At 38.4% G+C, this 19,033-nt stretch carries 19 protein-coding genes and 1 other RNA gene; 19 read left to right on the top strand and 1 reads right to left on the bottom strand.

Annotated elements, in window-relative coordinates; all coding sequences use genetic code 11:
* Positions 1–37: 37 nt before the first annotated feature.
* From LG377_RS10430 to LG377_RS10415, 4 genes are all read left to right on the top strand, one after another.
* Positions 38–1,051, top strand: coding sequence for a PTS transporter subunit IIC (locus LG377_RS10430; RefSeq protein ID WP_225744592.1), 1,014 nt, complete (start codon positions 38–40; stop codon positions 1,049–1,051).
* Positions 1,052–1,090: 39 nt separating this feature from the next.
* Entirely contained in the window at positions 1,091–2,122 is a 1,032-nt protein-coding gene (locus tag LG377_RS10425; protein WP_225744591.1) for a branched-chain amino acid aminotransferase, read from the top strand.
* A 239-nt stretch (positions 2,123–2,361) separates the two neighbouring features.
* Positions 2,362–3,261: an ABC transporter ATP-binding protein gene (locus LG377_RS10420; protein ID WP_225744590.1), complete on the top strand. Its 900-nt coding sequence runs from the start codon at positions 2,362–2,364 to the stop codon at positions 3,259–3,261.
* Positions 3,254–4,534, top strand: a complete 1,281-nt coding sequence (locus LG377_RS10415) for an ABC transporter permease (RefSeq protein WP_225744589.1) — start codon at positions 3,254–3,256, stop codon at positions 4,532–4,534. The genes LG377_RS10420 and LG377_RS10415 overlap by 8 nt, the downstream gene beginning before the upstream one ends.
* A 60-nt stretch (positions 4,535–4,594) precedes the next feature.
* Here the strand turns inward: LG377_RS10415 and LG377_RS10410 are convergent, their stop codons facing one another.
* Positions 4,595–6,409 carry an alpha/beta fold hydrolase gene (locus tag LG377_RS10410; protein WP_225744588.1) on the bottom strand — a complete coding sequence of 605 codons (1,815 nt, stop codon included), beginning with the start codon at positions 6,407–6,409 and terminating at the stop codon, positions 4,595–4,597.
* Between the two features lie 166 nt (positions 6,410–6,575).
* On the opposite strand from LG377_RS10410, the gene LG377_RS10405 reads away from it, so the two are divergent.
* From LG377_RS10405 to nrdF, 15 genes are all read left to right on the top strand, one after another.
* Positions 6,576–7,145, top strand: a complete 570-nt coding sequence (locus LG377_RS10405) for a GNAT family N-acetyltransferase (RefSeq protein ID WP_225744587.1) — start codon at positions 6,576–6,578, stop codon at positions 7,143–7,145.
* Between the two features lie 211 nt (positions 7,146–7,356).
* Positions 7,357–8,631 carry a cytochrome P450 gene (locus tag LG377_RS10400; RefSeq protein ID WP_225744586.1) on the top strand — a complete coding sequence of 425 codons (1,275 nt, stop codon included), beginning with the start codon at positions 7,357–7,359 and terminating at the stop codon, positions 8,629–8,631.
* Positions 8,632–8,688: 57 nt separating this feature from the next.
* Positions 8,689–8,787: signal recognition particle sRNA small type (gene ffs, locus LG377_RS10395), an RNA gene on the top strand.
* 222 nt (positions 8,788–9,009) lie between these two features.
* Positions 9,010–10,740 carry a DNA polymerase III subunit gamma/tau gene (gene dnaX / locus LG377_RS10390; RefSeq protein WP_225744585.1) on the top strand — a complete coding sequence of 577 codons (1,731 nt, stop codon included), beginning with the start codon at positions 9,010–9,012 and terminating at the stop codon, positions 10,738–10,740.
* Positions 10,741–10,775: 35 nt separating this feature from the next.
* Complete coding sequence (locus LG377_RS10385) at positions 10,776–11,096, top strand: YbaB/EbfC family nucleoid-associated protein (RefSeq protein ID WP_225744584.1); 321 nt, start codon at positions 10,776–10,778, stop codon at positions 11,094–11,096.
* A gap of 74 nt (positions 11,097–11,170) precedes the next feature.
* Positions 11,171–11,767 (top strand): recombination mediator RecR, encoded by a 597-nt coding sequence (gene recR, locus LG377_RS10380; protein WP_225744583.1) that lies wholly within the window; start codon positions 11,171–11,173, stop codon positions 11,765–11,767.
* An 11-nt stretch (positions 11,768–11,778) separates the two neighbouring features.
* Positions 11,779–11,997: a YaaL family protein gene (locus tag LG377_RS10375; protein WP_225744582.1), complete on the top strand. Its 219-nt coding sequence runs from the start codon at positions 11,779–11,781 to the stop codon at positions 11,995–11,997.
* Positions 11,998–12,197: 200 nt separating this feature from the next.
* Positions 12,198–12,863 carry a dTMP kinase gene (gene tmk, locus LG377_RS10370; protein WP_370632569.1) on the top strand — a complete coding sequence of 222 codons (666 nt, stop codon included), beginning with the start codon at positions 12,198–12,200 and terminating at the stop codon, positions 12,861–12,863.
* A 6-nt stretch (positions 12,864–12,869) separates the two neighbouring features.
* Positions 12,870–13,199 (top strand): cyclic-di-AMP receptor, encoded by a 330-nt coding sequence (locus tag LG377_RS10365; RefSeq protein ID WP_208560255.1) that lies wholly within the window; start codon positions 12,870–12,872, stop codon positions 13,197–13,199.
* A gap of 18 nt (positions 13,200–13,217) precedes the next feature.
* The gene (holB, locus tag LG377_RS10360) at positions 13,218–14,201 is read left to right on the top strand and encodes a DNA polymerase III subunit delta' (protein WP_225744580.1); all 984 of its coding nucleotides are present in this window, start codon (positions 13,218–13,220) and stop codon (positions 14,199–14,201) included.
* A gap of 201 nt (positions 14,202–14,402) precedes the next feature.
* Positions 14,403–14,747, top strand: a complete 345-nt coding sequence (locus LG377_RS10355) for a DNA replication initiation control protein YabA (protein ID WP_225744579.1) — start codon at positions 14,403–14,405, stop codon at positions 14,745–14,747.
* Positions 14,748–15,159: 412 nt separating this feature from the next.
* Positions 15,160–15,393 (top strand): glutaredoxin-like protein NrdH, encoded by a 234-nt coding sequence (nrdH, locus tag LG377_RS10350; protein WP_225744578.1) that lies wholly within the window; start codon positions 15,160–15,162, stop codon positions 15,391–15,393.
* Positions 15,394–15,398: 5 nt separating this feature from the next.
* The gene (nrdI, locus tag LG377_RS10345; RefSeq protein ID WP_225744577.1) at positions 15,399–15,767 is read left to right on the top strand and encodes a class Ib ribonucleoside-diphosphate reductase assembly flavoprotein NrdI; all 369 of its coding nucleotides are present in this window, start codon (positions 15,399–15,401) and stop codon (positions 15,765–15,767) included.
* A complete protein-coding gene (gene nrdE, locus LG377_RS10340; RefSeq protein WP_225744576.1) occupies positions 15,757–17,943 on the top strand; it encodes a class 1b ribonucleoside-diphosphate reductase subunit alpha in 2,187 nt (728 codons plus the stop codon). The genes nrdI and nrdE overlap by 11 nt, the downstream gene beginning before the upstream one ends.
* 112 nt (positions 17,944–18,055) lie before the next feature.
* Positions 18,056–19,018 (top strand): class 1b ribonucleoside-diphosphate reductase subunit beta, encoded by a 963-nt coding sequence (gene nrdF, locus LG377_RS10335; RefSeq protein WP_225744575.1) that lies wholly within the window; start codon positions 18,056–18,058, stop codon positions 19,016–19,018.
* Positions 19,019–19,033 lie beyond the last annotated feature (15 nt).

The following is a 19,033-nucleotide window of genomic DNA, read 5'->3' as shown; positions in this document are numbered from 1 at the left end:
ATTAAAGATCAGTTAAAAAAGAGAGGGGATAGGTCAAATGAAACAGTATATAAAGAATAACGTATTAAAGGTATCATCGGGAGTTGCGAATGCTATTTTTGTAACAATAGGAATCGGCTTTTTATTTGGAACGTTAGGAGATATGTTTAATTTACCTATTCTAGTGACTATAGGAAGTTTTACGCGCGTACTTCTTGCACCGGCTTTGGGTGCAGGGATTGCCTTTAATATGCAAGCTAATAGTTTAACACTATTTTCGGCAATGGCTGCTTCAACCATTGGTGGTGGAGCGCTGACAGCTACAGATGCCGGGTTCACGATTGTAGGGGGAGATCCAATCGGTGCATTGATTGCCGGGGTTATCGCAACTTGGATCGGTAAAAAATTAACAGGTACTTCCCCACTAGATATGATGTCTATACCGACGTTGTCTTTACTAGGTGGAGGTATAGCGGGAATGGGTCTCGCTCAGGTCATCCAACCCATATTACTAGCCGTTAGTGAAACCGTGTCAGGGGCAGTAGCTGGAAGTCCGGTGATTGGCTCATCTGTAATGGCTGTCTTATTCGGTCTATTCCTAATGTCACCACTATCTTCAGCAGCCTTGTCCATCGCACTGGCACTTAGCCCGATGGCAAGTGGGGCTATGCTGATTGGAACTACTGCACAATACTTTGTGTTCTCGATTCTTTCAATGAAAGAGAATAACTTAGGTGGTTACATTGCTCAAGGCTTGTGTACACCAAAGGTACAACTACCAAATATCATTAAGAATCCTAAAATACTAATTGGACCAACGATTGCTTCTGCTATATGTGGACCCATTGCAACAGTGCTTTTTGGATTTGAAACCATTCCAGAAATGGGGGGTGTTGGTTTTGCCGCCGGCGTAGCACCACTATGGGTAATCAACAATTCAGGTCTGCAAGTATTTGGTGTATACTTGTTATGTGGAGCCATTCTGCCTATCGTGATTACGCTGTTCGTGAATAAATTATTGTATTCTGCATCAGCTATAAAGGTTGGAGATATGGCACTAGAAGTTAGTTAAGGGTCATTAAATTTATTAAAGAATAGGGGAAACAAGTTTATGACAGAAGCATTAAGACCAGAAACGATTAAATGGGAAGAGTTAGGATTCTCATATATCAAAACAGATTACCGATTTATCTCTCACTACAAAGAAGGTGCATGGGATGAGGGAGAACTAACAAAAGACAATCAACTTCACATCTCAGAAGGATCGACAGCACTTCATTATGGACAACAATGCTTTGAGGGGTTAAAAGCATATCGAACAGCTGATGGATCGATTCAGTTATTTCGCCCATATGAAAATGCTAAGCGAATGAAGATGAGCTGCGAGCGACTGCTCATGCCCGTTTTTCCAGAAGAAAAATTTGTAGAGGCTGTTAAAAAAGTGGTTAAAGCAAATGAAGCTTGGGTTCCTCCATATGGTACAGGAAGTTCTCTTTACATTCGTCCTTTCATCATAGGTACAGGAGATAATATTGGTGTTAAACCTGCAGATGAATATATCTTTTCTGCATTTGTTATGCCGGTTGGCCCTTATTTTAAAGGTGGATTGAAACCAACGAATTTCTTAGTAACCGATTATGATCGTGCTGCACCAAAAGGAACAGGAGCAGCTAAAGTCGGAGGAAATTATGCTGGTAGCTTGCTGCCAGGAAAAGAAGCAAAAGAACGTAGTTTCAGTGATGCAGTATATCTAGATCCTGAAACGCATACTAAAATAGAAGAAGTAGGCGCAGCAAACTTTTTCGGAATTACAAAAGATGATTTGTTTATTACACCAAAATCTTCTTCTATTCTACCGAGTATTACAAAATATTCTTTACTTTGGTTAGCAGAGAACCGTCTGAACTTGAAAGTCTCTGAAGGAGACGTCTATGTTGATCAACTTGATCAGTTCAAAGAAGCTGGCGCATGTGGAACAGCGGCAGTCATTGCACCAATCGGCGGCTTGCAAATTAAAGACAACTTCCATGTGTTTTATTCAGAAACAGAAGTAGGTCCAGTAACAAAACGTTTGTACAATGAACTCGTTGGGATTCAAACTGGAGACATAGAAGCACCTGAAGGCTGGATAGAAAAAGTATAATGGCAAAGTAGCAAAAAAACTTGATCGCATTCGATCAAGTTTTTTTTGTAATAAAGAAGTTACTGGTCAAGAAAATGCCATTCCAGTAAAATACATGTATAATGAGAAAGTATGACTTTTTTATGAAATTTCATCCTCTAGACGGATGCATTCAAAAAGAAACAATAGTACAATGAATTCAGAGTCCAGGGAATAATGCTGGATAATCATACATAAAAAAATAAGAAAGGAAGGATAGAATGCTAGAAGTTCATAATCTTCGAAAGACCTTCGGAGACGTAACAGCCGTTGATGATATCGGATTCAAAATCGATAAAGGCGAAATCATGGGACTGATTGGTCAAAACGGAGCGGGGAAAACAACAACGTTCCGTATGATACTAGATTTACTCACTCCAGACCAAGGAGAAGTTCTATGGAAAGGCCAAGCCTTAACCAACCGCGTTTTCAACCAGATCGGATACTTACCAGAAGAGAGAGGACTATATTCCAAAGTATCAATAGAAAATCAGATTTTATACTTTGCGCAGTTAAGAGGAAAGTCAAAAAAAGAAATCAAGCCATTGATTGATGTATGGCTGAAGAAATTCGAAGTGAAGGGTAAAAAAGGGGACAAAGTTAAAACGCTATCCAAAGGGAATCAACAAAAAGTTCAATTGATTACAACATTGATTCATCAGCCGGAACTGATCATTTTAGATGAGCCGTTCAGTGGTTTGGATCCTGTAAATGCCGATTTACTTGAAGAAGGAATCAAAGAAGCACAAAAAAATGGTGCAAGTATTATTTTTTCTAGTCATAATATGAATAATGTTGAAGAACTGTGCGATAGTCTGATTATGCTCAAAGATGGTAAGCAGATACTAGAAGGTTCTATTAAAGAAATCAGAGAAACCTTTGGAAGAACGAAATTATTCCTTGAATCGCCACTTACACTTGAAGAATTACACCAATTTCCAGGTGTAGAAAGTGCGCGTATCAATAAAGATGAAATCACAGAAGTAAAATTAAATCATGCAGAAGACGGAAAAGCCATCTTTGATGCAGCAACAAAGAATGGCTATATTACAACATTTAGCCAACAGCCACCGACACTAGAAGAAATCTTTAAACAGATGGCAGGTGAAAAACATGAATAAATTCTGGATTATTACAAAAGAAGTGTACAAGAAAAATGTTAAATCTTTCGGATTCCTGATCATGGTCTTATCACCCCTCATTGTTGCTGGAATTGCCATTGCGATTGGGTATTTCACATCACAAGAAGCGGAAAATGCTGAAGCACCAACTATTGCGGTAATATCTGAAAGTCCAGGCATCCAAGAAGTGCTGAGTCAGGAAGGTAGCCCATTTGATGTTCAAGCAGACATTACCACTCAAGAAGAGGCTGAAGAGGCATTGGTGGATGAATCGCTAGATGGATACTTAACTGTAGATGAGAGCGCAGGTTCAATTCAAGCCAGACTTTCCCATACAGATTCATTAACTGATTATGTTCCATTATTGAATGAACAACTAGCAACTTATCAAGCGATGTTAAGAGCCGGTGAGTTGGGATTATCGCAAGAAGAAGTGATGTCCTTATCTGAGCCGGTAGAAGTAGAAGAATCTATCATTACAGTCGAAGATGGCATACTGACGACTGAAGAAAACAATGATACATTCGTGCAAGAATTTGGCGCTTACTTTGTCTGTATCGGAATCTTTATTTTTATTATGACTTATGCTTCTATTATCGCTGAAGAAGTTGCCAATGAAAAAGGCACTCGTATTATGGAAGTCATTTTATCCAGTGCGACAGCAGGTAACCATTTCTTTGGTAAGCTGGCAGGTGTTATTCTAGTCATACTGACTCAAATTGCTGTATATGTGGTTGTTGGAGTCGTTGGATATTTCTTTGCAAAAGATATCGCATTTGTACAAGAGATAATCCGTTCGATTGATATCTGGGATGTCATTCAGCAACTGCTAGGTTATACAATCATCTTCTTTATTACAGGAGTATTGATGTATGTCATTCTAGCTGCTTTCTTTGGATCTCTGGCGTCTAAAATGGAAGATGTGAATAAAGCTGTAACACCAATCGTTATGATTGCGTTAGCTGGGTTCTATGTAGGGATGTTTGCTTTCATCTCTCCAGATAATATTTTACCTGTTATATTCTCTTATATTCCGCTGTTCACACCTTTTGTAATGCCTTTTAGAATTGCTTCTGAAACAGTTGGGACAGTTGAGATTTGGATTTCGATTGTGGGTACAGTAGCCTTTACAGTATTATTAACGGCGGTATCTTTAGCATTTTACCGCGCAAATGTACTGATTTATTCAGACTCAGGCATTATTGGAACAATGAAACGGTCTTACACTGTGATGAAGAGTAACCGGAAAGCTAAAAAAATGAATAAAGCTTAAACTAAAAAGAAGCGACTCGCTATTACGTAAGCGGGTCGCTTCTTTTTGTTTGGAATATATTTATACAGTAGTAGTTTCAGAAGATGTTTGATGCTGTTTTAAAAAGCTCATGACTTTTTTGTATACCGCAATTTCGTTTTCTTTTTTAGCAAATCCATGTCCTTCATTCTCTAAAACAAGGTACGTAACATCTCTTTGCTTTTCTTTAAGTTTTTCTACGATTTGATCTGATTCTTCTTTTACCACTCTAGGATCTTTTGCACCTTGAACCACTAACATAGGTTTGGTCATGGTCTCCAAGTAAGTAATAGGGGAATCTTCTATAAATTTCGCTCTGTCTTTCACTGGATCTCCAAGCCATAAGGTCATAATGGGCTTCCAGTGAGCTGGAACAGACTCATAAAAAGAAAATAAATTAGAAGGACCGAACAAATCAACCACTGCTTGGAAGTATTCTGGATGGCGTCCATGGAGCAATAGACTCATATAGCCACCATAACTGCCACCAACTAAAAACAGAGAATCTCTGGTGGCGATTTTTTGGTCAAATAGCCATTCAATGGCTGCGACGTTATCTAGACGCGGAGCGTTGCCCCAGTCCTGTTCAATGAGTGTTGTAAAAGTCTTCCCATAGCCCGTACTTCCACGGAAATTCGGTGCGAAAAGAGAATAGCCATTATAAAGTAATGCTTGAAAAATCGACCGGAAACTTTGTCGTTCTGCTGCCTGAGGACCACCGTGAGGCCAAAAAATCGTATAACCATTTGCTTTTTCCTTATCTGCTTTAAAAAGTAGTGCTTCTATTTCCAGTCCATCAAATGAGGGAAAAGAAACGGTCTCTGGTTGAACCATTTCTGTTGATTCAATTCCTAATACGCGGTTTTCAGTTAATGACTCCCAGTGAGTACCATCAACTGAACGAAATAGGTTAACCGGCATGACGGGACTAGACCCTGAAAGATAAATCGTACCATTCTTAGCGATTTTGATTTCATTAATGACATGGATAGGCGCAACCAGTTCTTCCACGTCTTGAGTGGACGGATCAAACCGATAAAGATTGTCTGTTGTACCTGAAGTCGTCATCAACACAAAAGTTTCCGATTCTTTATGCCAGATAGCCTCCGAGATACTTTCATTTTTAAAAGAAAGAACAGTCTCGCTTTCTTTTGTTTCGATATCGTAGCGAACGAGATGACACTGTTCATTCATATAATCTGTAGTGAAGTATACCTTGAGATCATCTGTAATGGTCGTGTTGCTAATGGTATAGGGTGTTTCAGTATTTTTAGGGAGTAAAGGAATCGTTTCTTCGCCTGTTTTAAGATAAGCGAATTGACTGGTATTTGAATACATTTTGGTAAAGACAAACACCTTTTCATCTTTCGAAACGGCCGTCAGGTAAGTCGGTGCTTTTTCACCTTTTTCGATCAACGTGTCTTGCCCTGTTTCTAAATCTCTAACATAGGTAGAAAGGAAATTGGGATTTTCTTTTGAAGTTGTATAGTACAGTCGAGTACCATCTTCTGAGAGTTCAGCAAAATAAAATTTATCAGTAGGATCTCCTGTAACAAGTGGTTCTGGATAGCCACCTTGACTCGGAAGTACGTAAATCTGAGTATTTTCGTCCCCATCTTTATCAAACCCTGCCAAAACATAAGAGTGATCTGGACTGATCTGAACAAATGAAATCGATTCATCATACTTGGAAAACAAGTAAGGAGACGCACTTTCTTTTAAATCAATTGCCCAGAGGTTCGGATCCCCGGAAATATCTGTCATATAAATGAGCTTCGTTTCATCACTTGCAATTGTGAAAGTACCGATACGATTCGTGTGAAAAAACTGTTCAAATTGTGCCTTTTTAAGATTCATCTTTTTTCCTCCTCAGGGTAGTTTAATGTATGTATCCATAAATTTAGCTTACCATATTCTAATGATGATAAACAGAGAATATCCTATATTAAAAGTGATAATATGAATAGGTGAAAATGTTCCTTTTTTTATGATAAAATGATTAAAAAATCAAGGAGTGAAAAGAATGGCAAAACTAGATACAATCTACATAAAACATCATACAATTGAAACGGACCGACTTTTGTTACGTCCAGTAACTTTAGATGATGCGGAAGACATGTATGAATACGCATCTGACGAACAAACGGTCTTCTACGTTTTCAAAGAAATTCACCAGTCTGTTGAAGACACCGAAGATAATATCGTGGCCTATTTCTTAAAAGATCCAATTGGAAAATACGCAATGGAAGTAAAAGAAACAGGGAAAATGATTGGAACGATTGATTTGAGAGCACAAGAAAAACAGTTTCAAGCAGAAATAGGCTATATCATGAATAAAGCCTATCATGGTAAAGGGTATATGACGGAAGCTGGTAAGGCTCTAATTAAATTGGGCTTTGAGACATTAGGTCTTGAAAGGATCTATGCACTGCATGATGAGCGGAATGCAGCTTCTGGCAAGGTGATGCAGCGACTAGGTATGACAAAAGAAGGCACTTTGAGACATGCGAGTAAAGATCACGAAGGAACTTATGTGAATGACGTCTATTATTCTATGTTAAAAAAAGAGTATCGAGCAAATCAGGATAGTTGATGAAAAAATAGGAATGACCAGATTATGTATATTGGTGGAATAAAGCGAAGTAAACATAATCATGATCTTGGATATCCAAGCGAGCGTACATAATTTTTTTAATTGGGATTATAAGGAATATCATTTGAAACTCTGTTTTCATTAAAATTATACTTGAACGAGAAGCAAGATAATCGAATGGAGTTCAAATATTCCAAGGGGGAAAGTATGTATGCAAGAGATTAGACCATTTCCAAAAGAAGAAGGACTTGAGAACGGATTAAGTGTATTGCGTGAAGGATACCTTTATGTCCCAAACCGATTGAAAATCTATCAGTCTGATGCAGTCAAGACACGTTTACTTGGACAAGAAGCGATTTTGTTAGGTGGAGAAGAAGCAGCTGAGTTATTTTACGATGAAGATAAGTTTAAAAGAGAAGGGGCGGCACCAGAACCGGCAGTAGCTACTTTACTAGGTAAGGGCGGTGTACAGCAGATAGACGATGAAGCTCATCGTCACCGTAAAAAGTTGTTTATGGATTTAATGTCCAAAGAACGGATTGAAATATGGGCAAAGCTTGTTGAGAAGCACCTTTATATGGCTACAAAAGAGTGGATTACTAAAGACTCCATCAACTTCTATGAAGAAAGCCAGAAAGTATTAACAAAAGCAGCTTGTGAATGGTGCGGGGTGCCGCTGAAAAACAAGGAAGTAGAAAAACGTACAAAACAACTGATCAGTATGATCGAATCACCTGTTGCGGTCAGTAAAAGACATATTGAAGGTCGCATTGGTAGAAAACAGGGAGAAAAGTGGATTGCAGATTTGATTGACCAAGTCAGAAACGGGGAACTGCATCCTGTTGAAGAAACAGCGCTTTATCAAATTTCATGGCATCAAGAATTAAATGGCGAAAAGATGGATCTTAAGACAGCTGCGGTTGAATTACTGAACGTCATTAGACCCTCGGTAGCCATAGCGCTTTATTTCGCCTTTACAGCATTGACACTACAGCAATTTCCAGAAGAAAAATCAAATTTAAATGGAGATAATCCTTATTATCTGCATATGTTTATTCAGGAAATTAGACGCTATTATCCGTTCTTTCCTTTCAATGGTGCAATCACACGTAAAGACTTTGTTTGGAACGGGTATCAGTTTGAGAAAGATACATTGGCAATATTTGACTTCTATGGGACGAATCATGATCCAAGAATCTGGGAAGATCCGGATCAATTCAAACCGGAGCGATTCAGTGATTGGCACCAGAGTCCAACAGATCAGATACAATTCAAATTAGTTGCACAAGGTGGGGGCAGTTATGCAAGTGGTCACCGGTGCCCAGGAGAATGGAATACCGTTCGCGCGATGGAGATCGTCACAGATTTTCTAGTTAACAAAATTGACTATACTTTACCAGAACAAGACAGTGGATTCAGCCTAGTCAATATGCCGACCACTCCTAAAAGCGGTATGATTTTCGAGAATATTCAGTTGAAAGGTTAAGAATTTTTAAAAATGCACTGGATATCTTGTTCTTTCTATAGTATACTTATAATTGCCGAAAGGCCACATGACAATGGCGGGTGTATGAACCGTGTCAGGTCCGGAAGGAAGCAGCACTAAGTGCAGTCCTCCATGTGTTATGTGATACATAGTTATGAACAATGGATAGTTGTGCATATGAGAAAAGAGATGTCCCTTTTATTAGGGCATCTTTTTTCTTTTCTAAAGCGTTGAATGGAATTTCTAACTTCAAAATATTTCGAAATTATGGTTTCATTCGCTTTTATTTCGCTTATAATAAAAGGTGGAAGTAATATACTGCACAACTAAAATGAGTTCAGAAAAGAGTAGAGTCAGGATAAAGAAAAGAGGGGAAACATGAGTTATCAAGCACTATATCGTGTCTGGAGACCCCAGCGCTTTGAAGATATAGCCGGACAGCAGGCGATTACAAGAACGCTGAGAAATGCCTTAGTTCAAGATAAGACGAGCCATGCCTATCTGTTTACCGGTCCTCGTGGAACAGGTAAGACGAGTGCTGCTAAGATTTTCTCCAAAGCAATCAACTGCCCGCACGCGCAAGATGGTGAGCCATGCAATGCATGCGAAATTTGTGAGTCGATCACGAAGGGTAAACTCGGGGACGTTATCGAAATTGATGCGGCGAGTAATAATGGCGTAGAAGAAATCAGAGATATTAGAGACAAAGCAAATTATGCACCGACACAAGCTGAATACAAAGTGTATATCATCGATGAGGTTCATATGCTTTCTATGGGTGCCTTTAATGCGTTACTGAAGACCTTAGAGGAACCACCTTCAAATGTGATCTTTATCCTGGCCACGACGGAACCTCATAAAATTCCGTTAACGATTATCTCTAGAACACAGCGCTTTAATTTTCGAAGAATTTCTCCTCAGGATATCGTGGAACGGATGCGGTATATCTTGACTGAGAAAGGTGTCGGCTATGAAGAAGATGCTTTGATCACAATCTCAAAAGCAGCTGAAGGCGGGATGCGGGATGCACTTAGTATCCTTGACCAGGCATTATCATTTTCAGATGGCGAGTTGAAAACAGAAGATGCGATGCGCATCACTGGAAGTATCACGCAAGAACTTCTGATAGACTATATTCGGGCACTGCACGAGCGTGAAACCGAAAAAGGATTAAATATTTTACATGAACTGATTGCGGAAGGGAAAGATCCTTCGCGCTTTGTAGAAGATATGATTTTATTCAGTAGAGATATTCTTCTGTATCATACGGCTCAGTCAGATACGTTGCTTAAAATGGCTAAAGTGGATGAACCCTTTGAAACACTAGTGTCCGAATTATCTCCAGAATTACTATATGACGTCATCCAAGTTTTTAATGGAACGCAACAGGAAATGCGGTTGTCTAATCATGCAGAAGTTTATTTGGAAGTTGCTACTGTTCGCCTGACTCAAGTCAAAAAAAGTGTACAAGCGGAATCTATGCCTGTTCAAAGTCAACAATCAGCCGGGCAAGCAGAGGAAGTTGCTTCGCTTATGAAGCAAGTAGCTGAAATGCAAAAAATGATGCAGACAATGAGTTCAGGTGAAGGTGCAGTCAAACAAGCAGCACCTAAAGCTAAGCGTCCTGCCAAAAGCGGAGCAGTCTTCAAGGTTAATAGACCATCCGTTTATAATATTTTGGAAAAAGCAACAAAACAGGATTTGGTTCAGTTGAAAGATGTTTGGCCGGATTTGATGAATTTCTTGGAAACCAGTCAGAAGGCTATCATGAATACATCTACTCCAGTCGCTGCCAGTGCTCGAGGGTTGGTCGTGACCTTTGATTATGATATTCTATGTGAGAGAGCTACAAATGACAAAGTTCTGATCCAAACAGTTGGAGATTATCTCGAGAAAGTGATCGGGCATAGAGCAGAAATGGTCAGCGTACCTGCTGAGCAGTGGCCAACGGTTCGTCAGGATTTCATCAAGCAAATGAAAGCTGAGGAAGTTTCAGAAGAACCAGAAACATCTGGAGATACTCCAAAAGATACCAAAGAAGAACCGGAAGCCATTGTTTCCGAGGCAGTCAAATTTTTTGGGGAAGATCTAGTCAGAATTGAAGAGTAAGAAAAATGAATGGATAAAAGAGAGGAAGAAACAATATGCGCGGTGGAATGGGAAATATGCAAGGTATGATGAAAAAAATGCAGAAGATGCAAAAAGAAATGGCATCTGCTCAAGATTCATTGAATGAAACAACTTTTACAGGAACAGCGAATGATGATTTAGTAACCGTTACGTTTACAGGAGATAAAAAACTGACAAACGTTTCAATTAAAGAAGAAATCGTAGATCCAGAAGATGTTGAAATCATCGAGGATCTTGTATTACTTGCTGTAAACGATGCATTGGAAAAAGTGGATGCTGAAACAGAACGCGTTATGGGTAAATATACAAAAGGAATGGGTATGCCAGGACTATAGTCTGACTGGACAGCCTGATTGACCTTTGAAATCACGAGCTTTTATTAAGAGAACTTTCTAGAAAGGAACCGGTCATGCATTATCCAGAACCGATCTCAAAATTAATGGAAAGCTATATGAAATTGCCAGGAATTGGGGAGAAAACTGCTGCCCGCCTGGCTTTTTATACAGTTAACATGAATGAAGACGATGTAACAAAATTTGCTAGATCACTAATCAGTGTGAAACGTGATCTACATTACTGCTCAATCTGTGGCAATATGACAGAACAAGACCCTTGCGAAATCTGTCAGGACAAAACCAGAGACCGATCACTGATTCTGGTGGTCGAACATCCTAAAGATGTGATCTCTATGGAAAAAATGCAAGAATTCAAAGGGCTGTATCACGTTTTACAAGGTGTCTTATCTCCTATAGAAGGAACAGGTCCAGAAGACATCAATATACCTGATTTAATCAAAAGACTTCAAAACAAAGAAGTTAAAGAAGTCATCATCGCTACCAATGCGACAGCAGAAGGTGAAGCAACAGCGATGTATCTTTCAAGATTGATCAAACCTTCAGGTATTAGTGTGACCCGTCTTGCACATGGTCTTTCTGTAGGAAGCGATATAGAGTACGCTGATGAAGTGACCTTGCTGAAAGCAGTCGAAGGCCGTAGAGAGATGTAGGAGAAGAATCAATGGGACTATTTAAAAGAAAATCCAAATTAAAAAACCAGTATGATGATCGGCTATTGTCTCTCATGAATAGACAAAAAACAGCTTGGGAAGATTCCAAAGTCATGGAAGAAATCATCGTGGAAGAACATCCACGACTGAAAGCTGAGCGTAAACTGGCTCAGGCAAAATACTTCTACCTTTTCAAAGAAGCTAAAGTAAGACAGATCAAAGGGAAATAGTAGGTTTTAAAAGCAGACAATACAGATGGATCAGCAAAAGCTTAGAGATAAGACTTTTCTGTTCAGTCTGTAGTGCGCTGCTTTTTTTGTTTTCAAAAGAGACAGGTCAAGATATAAATAAATCCTTTTACAAAATCCGTAGACATTCCACTGAGTTCTACCGTATAATGAAAGAAATAGCAATTATTAGAATTGAGGAAATGAACGTGATAGGGTTGTTTATTACAATAGAAGGTCCCGATGGAGCAGGGAAATCGAGTCTAGTCCAAAAACTGATTCCAGCAATTGAATCCATGATTGATTGTCCGCTAGTGGTTACAAGAGAACCTGGAGGGAGTGAAATAGCTGAAGAAATTCGAGAAATTTTACTAAATCCAGCGCACACAGCTATGGATCCTAGAACAGAAGCCTTGCTACTTGCAGCGAGTCGTAGACAGCATGTCGTTGAAAAGATTTTACCCGCTTTATCTAGAGGTGAAATTGTACTTTGCGACCGATTTGTTGATAGCTCTGTGGCCTATCAAGGACAAGCCAGAGGGATAGGTATGGAAAAAGTCCTATCCATAAACGAATTTGCAATCGAAGGATTGACGCCGGATCTGACGCTTTATTTAGATGTAGAAGCTGAAGTAGGACTTGAAAGAATCAAAGCTAAAAACTCCAATCGAACGCAGGATCGTCTGGAAATGGAAGCTATAACGTTCCATGAAGAAGTTCGAAGTGCGTATCAGATGATGATAGAAAAAGAACCGGAACGGTTTGTCGTTATCGACGCCGCTAAAAGTCAAGATAGTGTATTTGATGCAGCTGAAAAAACATTGAAGAACGCTATTCAAGACTTCAAAAAAACGAATGAGAAAGGATGAATCAATATGAAATTAATCGTAGCGATCGTTCAGAACCAAGACAGTAAAAGGTTAGCAGATGAATTCGTAGAAAAAGGTGTACGGGCAACAAAACTATCTTCTACTGGAGGATTTTTAAGAGCAGGGAATACGACTTTCTTAATGGGTGTTGAAGACCGCAAAGTTGACAGTGTACTGGCCTTGATCAAAGAAAACTGTTCTACAAGAAGTCAGACAATGATGAGTCCGCCTTCTTATGACTTCACTCTGGAATCAGACTTAACCTATCCTGTAGATGTAGAAGTTGGTGGTGCAACATTGTTTGTTCTTCCAATCGAGCAATTCCAACAATATTAAAGGTAAGGGAGACGTTCAATGTCGACCATCGTTGAAAAACAGTCGAGTATCAGTCGGCTGTTTTCTAAATTAATCAGCAACCAGACTATGCAGCATGCTTATGTTTTTGAGGGATTTGCAGGTACAGGAAAAAAAGAAATGGCCCTTTGGATCGCTCAATCTCTTTTCTGTCAGAATTTTGGAAATGAGCAGTGTCCATGTGGAGAATGTAGCCAATGTCAAAGGATTCAAACGCATCAGCATCCTGATATTATTGAAATTAGACCGGATGGACTATCCATCAAAGTTGCTCAAGTAAGAGAATTGAAAGAAGAATTTTCTAAAAGTGGAGTAGAAAGTAAACGGAAGCTGTTCATTATAGAAGATATCGAAAAAATGACGCAGAACGCCGCGAATAGTTTGCTCAAATTTTTGGAAGAACCAGATGGAGAAACAACGGCATTATTGCTCACGACAGCAAAACAGCGATTACTGCCTACTATCCTTTCACGTTGTCAGATCGTTCATTTCCCAGTTCAACCACTTGAAGATCGAATAAATGAATTGAAAGAGCGTGGACTGACGGATTCGCAAGCAGCATTGACTGCAAGAGTGACCCATGATGCAGAGAAAGCGATTGAACTAGCTGGAGATGAACCATTTCAGAATTTGGTAAAAGCGACTTGGAACTGGTTTAAGTTTTTATCGAAAAAAGATGACCAGGCTTTTGTATATGTTCAGACAGATTTAATGGGAACAGTCAATGACAGAGAATCAAATCAGCTCGTAGTTGATTTACTCATTGTTTTATATCGAGATCTATTGAATCTAACCTATTCTGATTCGGTTATCGTAGCGTTTTTAAATCATGAAGCACAACTTAAACAAACAGCGGAACAGTATTCTAGTAGACAAATTATCTATATCCTAGAACAATTGCTTGAAGCGAAAAAGAAATTGAACAGCAATGTAGCTGCCCAAGGTGTTTTTGAAGATATTTCACTTCAGATGATAGCTGGGTAAACTTATTCGATAAATTGTCACGAAAACTGTCCCTTTACAAAAAACAGCAAACTTTATGCATTGAGTGTTTGCCATTTCAATTCTAATCATGTTATGCTATTACAAGGCAGTAGATTGGAAAATAGACCGCCTACTGACAATCAAAGTTAAAGTTGAAACCGATAATAAACACTCTGTAGAGAAATGAAAAAGTGGTGAACAATGAATAAGAAAGAATTACATGACACATTTTTTGATTTGGAAACCCAAGCAGAAGCCACTCTGAAGACGCTCAAGCAAGTGAAACTAGAGCTGTCTCAGTTAACTGAAGAAAACCATGCATTAAGTATGGAGAATCAGCATCTGAGAGACAGATTAGCTGAAGTCATCAAACAGCAGTCGATTGAAAAACAATTAAGTGATACAGGTATGACAAAATCTCGAATGAATCTTGAAAAAATATATGAAGATGGTTTTCATGTATGTAATCTGTTTTATGGTTCTAGAAGAGATGGCGATGAGCCTTGCGCATTTTGTTTGGAAGTGATTTATGGTGAGCGAAAATAAAGTCTATCTGCTTCAAAAAAATATGCCACTATATATAGTTGTGAGGCAAAAAAACAAAAAAGAATTTTTGAAGTGCAAATCCTTGTACACTCTCGTTCTGCTCGAATTATTGAGCAAAATAACGAGAGTGTCTTTTTGTGTGTTGACACAACATGTAGTGTTGTGTTTAAAAATATTTCCCATATACAGTGTTTTAGACTTGAAATTTTTCTGTAGTCATGTAGAATAATAGATACGATACAAGAAGAGATGAGTACTGAAAAGTGCACACGTTCGATAACGAAGTGATACTATATATAGATCAAATCTTCTGCATTGAAGCAAACAGAATCAGTGTTTAAATACAAGAGATACTGTTGCTTATCACAATGAGCTTAACAACTAGCAGGTTACTTAATAGGAGGAAAACATCATGACAAACAAAACAGTCATCGTATATTCAAAACCAAATTGTATGCAGTGTAACTTTACAAAGAAATTTTTAGAGGATAAAGGTATCCCATTTGAAGTTAAAGATATTGCTGAAAACGAAGCAGCAATCGAAGAAGTTAAAAGTTTAGGATTTAGCTCTTTACCAGTTGTTCTTGCTGAAGGATTAGAAGCGTTTAACGGCTTCCGTCCAGATATGCTAAGCCAATTAGCGTAATCATTATGAAGGTAGTGTATTTTTCTCTGACAGGACAGACCAGAAAATTTGTAAACAAACTCGAGATGGATTCGTTGGAATTAACGCCAACCAATCCATTTATTCCTGTAAACGAACCCTACATCGTTATAACACCAACATATGATAAAGAAATGACTGAAATCTTAAACGATTTTATTGAAACAGAAAACAACCAATCTTTTTTAAAAGGAGTAGCTGGCGGAGGAAATCTCAATTTTGCACAGCTATTTGTTTTTACCGCGAAAGATTTGGCAAAAGAGTATAATGTTCCGTTAATTCACAGTTTTGAATTTCAAGGAAATGAAGACGACGTATCAAAAATAAAGAAAGTGGTGGATGATCTTGGCTACTAATAGTCCAGTAAAAGAACAACCTAAAGAAGTAACGTATTTTCAATTAAACAATGAAATCAATCGCCCGGTAAATAATCAAATTCCCCTTCACAAAGATCGCGAAGCTGTAAAAGCTTACTTTATCGAGCATGTAAATCCGAATACGGTTCAGTTTGACAGTATTGACGAAAAAATTGATTATCTGATCAAGCATGATTTTATTGAAGAAGGTTTTATTGGAAAGTACTCAAGAACATTCATTACAGAATTGATTGAAGGACTGTATAACCAGAAATTCCGTTTCCGCTCATTTATGTCTGCGTATAAGTTCTACACTCAATATGCTTTGAAAACAGATGATGGGAAACAATTCCTGGAACGATTTGAAGATCGTATCGCATTCAACGCATTGTATTTAGCACATGGTGATGAAGCTCTGGCAACGAATATTGCTGAGGAGATCATCAATCAGCGCTATCAGCCAGCGACACCGACATTTTTGAATGCAGGTAGAAAACGTCGTGGGGAACTGGTTTCTTGCTTCTTGATTCAAACAACAGATGATATGAACAGTATTGGACGTGCAATCAACTCAGCGCTTCAATTGTCTCGTATTGGAGGAGGTGTCGGGGTAAACCTGACAAACCTTAGAGCCGCTGGAGACCCAATCAAGAAAATCGAAAATGCTTCTAGTGGTGTTTTACCTGTTATGAAATTACTAGAAGACAGCTTTAGTTATTCCAACCAATTAGGACAGAGAAATGGAGCCGGTGCGGTTTACTTAAATATTTTCCACCCGGATATCATGAGCTTCCTTTCTACTAAAAAAGAAAATGCAGATGAAAAAGTTCGTGTGAAGACACTTTCTTTAGGTGTTACCGTTCCAGATAAATTTTATGAATTAGCAGCACATAACGAAGACATGTACTTGTTTAGTCCTTATGATGTTGAAAGAATCTATGGCGAGCCATTTGCTTATATCGACATCACTAAAGAATACGACAATATGGTAGCAAATCCTGAGATCACTAAAACAAAGGTGAAAGCACGTGACCTTGAAAATGAAATTTCTAAACTTCAACAAGAATCAGGCTATCCTTATGTGATCAACATCGATACTGCAAACAAAGCGAATCCTGTGTACGGAACAATCACAATGAGTAACTTGTGCAGTGAGGTCCTTCAAGTACAAGAACCTTCACTAATTAAGGATAACCAGGAATATGAAACGCTTGGAACAGACATCAGCTGTAATCTGGGTTCTACTAACGTAGTAAACCTAATGAAAACACCTGATTTTGAAAAGTCAGTAGATGCAATGGTTCGAGCATTAACATTCGTTACAGATCAATCAAACATTGAAGCTGTACCTTCTGTGAAAAATGGTAACGACAAATATCACACAATTGGTCTGGGCGCTATGGGACTACACACATTCTTTGCGTTGAATCAAATGCACTATGGCTCACCTGAGTCAGTAGAATTCACAGATGCTTACTTTATGCTTTTAAATTACTACACGCTTAAAGCAAGTAACAAACTGGCAGCAGAAAGAAATCAAGTGTTCTTTAATTTTGAAAAGTCAGACTATGCAAATGGTTCTTACTTTGACAAGTACACATCGGCAGATCATACATTTGAATATGATAAAGTTGCAGCAATCTTCGCAGATAATGGTATTCAGATTCCTACAGCAGCGGACTGGGATGCTTTGAAAAAAGATGTTCAAAAAAATGGACTATATCACCAGTACAGAATGGCCGTTGCACCGACTGGATCTATCAGTTATGTAAATGAGACGTCTGCAAGTATTCACCCGATTACACGTCTGGTAGAAGAACGTCAGGAAAAACTGACTGGTAAAACATACTATCCTGCACCATATCTTTCAAACGAAACAATGCCATACTATAAGAGTGCTTATGATATGGATATGCGTAAAGTGATTGATATCTATGCAGCAGCTCAAAAGCACGTCGATCAAGGTATGAGTCTTACACTCTTCATGCGTTCAGATATCCCAGAGGGAATATACGAATGGAAAGAAGGCAAGACAACAAAACAAACGACTCGTGACTTAAATATTTTAAGACATTATGCACATAAAAAAGGGATTAAATCGATTTATTATGTTCGTACGTTTACAGATGATGCAGAAGAAATCGGATCAAATGCTTGCGAAAGCTGTACAATCTAATCGACTTGATTAGGTAAAAGGGTATAGCTAGAAAGCGGTATCCCTTCTACCTACAGGTTGTTTGTGCAGAGACTAAAGAGCAGATTAAACGATGGGACAAGGAGAATAAAGAATGGTTGAAACCTACAAAGCAATTAACTGGAACCAGATAGAAGATATGGTCGACAAACTGACTTGGGAAAAACTGGTTGAACAATTTTGGACAGATACACGTATTCCACTATCTAATGACTTAAGTGACTGGCAAAAATTGCCTCTTGCAGAAAAAGATATGGTTGCGAAAGTTTTCGGTGGACTGACACTACTAGATACACTTCAATCTCAAGATGGTATTGAAGCACTGAAAAAAGATATTCGTACACAGCACGAAGAAGCTGTTTATAACAATATTGAATTCATGGAATCGATGCATGCTAAAAGTTATAGCGCGATTTTCAGTACGTTGAATACAAAATCAGAAATCGATCAAATTTTTGAATGGACACATTCAAATGAAATGCTTCAAAAGAAAGCGCAAATCGTTAATGCAATCTATCAAGAAGGTACAGATCTACAGAAAAAAGTAGCAAGCGTGTTTCTTGAGTCTTTCTTATTTTATTCAGGGTTCTTTGCACCGCTACATTACCTTGGAAACAGTAAGATGACGAATATCGCAGAAATCATTAAGCTGATTCTAAGAGATGAATCGGTTCACGGCACATATATTGGATACAAATTCCAAATTGGATACAATCAACTTTCTGAAACAGAACAGGAAAAACTTAAAAACTGGACTTATGATTTGTTATTCAAACTTTATGAGAACGAAATGGAATACACAGAGTATCTTTATGGAGAAATTGGTTGGACGGATAGAGTTGGTGTATTCTTACGTTATAATGCCAATAAAGCTTTACAGAATCTTGGATTTGATCCATTGTTCCCAGATCAGGCAAACGATGTCGATCCAATCATTATGAACGGAATTTCTACAGGTACAAGTAACCATGATTTCTTCTCGCAAGTTGGAAATGGTTATCTATTAGGTATGGTAGAATCAATGGAAGATGAAGACTACGTGAAATGGTATTCTTAAATCAATAAACAAGCA

Source organism: Marinilactibacillus sp. Marseille-P9653 (genome assembly GCF_916618885.1).
GTDB lineage: Bacteria > Bacillota > Bacilli > Lactobacillales > Carnobacteriaceae_A > Marinilactibacillus.
This window is presented reverse-complemented; position numbering and strand designations above follow the sequence as displayed.

Bases quoted from the DNA above. Each gene is read 5' to 3' on its own strand.
- LG377_RS10430 (WP_225744592.1), top strand. From the start codon at position 38: ATGAAACAGTATATAAAGAATAACGTATTAAAGGTATCATCGGGAGTT.
- LG377_RS10425 (WP_225744591.1), top strand. From the start codon at position 1,091: ATGACAGAAGCATTAAGACCAGAAACGATTAAATGGGAAGAGTTAGGA.
- LG377_RS10420 (WP_225744590.1), top strand. From the start codon at position 2,362: ATGCTAGAAGTTCATAATCTTCGAAAGACCTTCGGAGACGTAACAGCC.
- LG377_RS10415 (WP_225744589.1), top strand. From the start codon at position 3,254: ATGAATAAATTCTGGATTATTACAAAAGAAGTGTACAAGAAAAATGTT.
- LG377_RS10410 (WP_225744588.1), bottom strand. From the start codon at position 6,409: ATGAATCTTAAAAAGGCACAATTTGAACAGTTTTTTCACACGAATCGT.
- LG377_RS10405 (WP_225744587.1), top strand. From the start codon at position 6,576: ATGGCAAAACTAGATACAATCTACATAAAACATCATACAATTGAAACG.
- LG377_RS10400 (WP_225744586.1), top strand. From the start codon at position 7,357: ATGCAAGAGATTAGACCATTTCCAAAAGAAGAAGGACTTGAGAACGGA.
- dnaX (WP_225744585.1), top strand. From the start codon at position 9,010: ATGAGTTATCAAGCACTATATCGTGTCTGGAGACCCCAGCGCTTTGAA.
- LG377_RS10385 (WP_225744584.1), top strand. From the start codon at position 10,776: ATGCGCGGTGGAATGGGAAATATGCAAGGTATGATGAAAAAAATGCAG.
- recR (WP_225744583.1), top strand. From the start codon at position 11,171: ATGCATTATCCAGAACCGATCTCAAAATTAATGGAAAGCTATATGAAA.
- LG377_RS10375 (WP_225744582.1), top strand. From the start codon at position 11,779: ATGGGACTATTTAAAAGAAAATCCAAATTAAAAAACCAGTATGATGAT.
- tmk (WP_370632569.1), top strand. From the start codon at position 12,198: ATGAACGTGATAGGGTTGTTTATTACAATAGAAGGTCCCGATGGAGCA.
- LG377_RS10365 (WP_208560255.1), top strand. From the start codon at position 12,870: ATGAAATTAATCGTAGCGATCGTTCAGAACCAAGACAGTAAAAGGTTA.
- holB (WP_225744580.1), top strand. From the start codon at position 13,218: ATGTCGACCATCGTTGAAAAACAGTCGAGTATCAGTCGGCTGTTTTCT.
- LG377_RS10355 (WP_225744579.1), top strand. From the start codon at position 14,403: ATGAATAAGAAAGAATTACATGACACATTTTTTGATTTGGAAACCCAA.
- nrdH (WP_225744578.1), top strand. From the start codon at position 15,160: ATGACAAACAAAACAGTCATCGTATATTCAAAACCAAATTGTATGCAG.
- nrdI (WP_225744577.1), top strand. From the start codon at position 15,399: ATGAAGGTAGTGTATTTTTCTCTGACAGGACAGACCAGAAAATTTGTA.
- nrdF (WP_225744575.1), top strand. From the start codon at position 18,056: ATGGTTGAAACCTACAAAGCAATTAACTGGAACCAGATAGAAGATATG.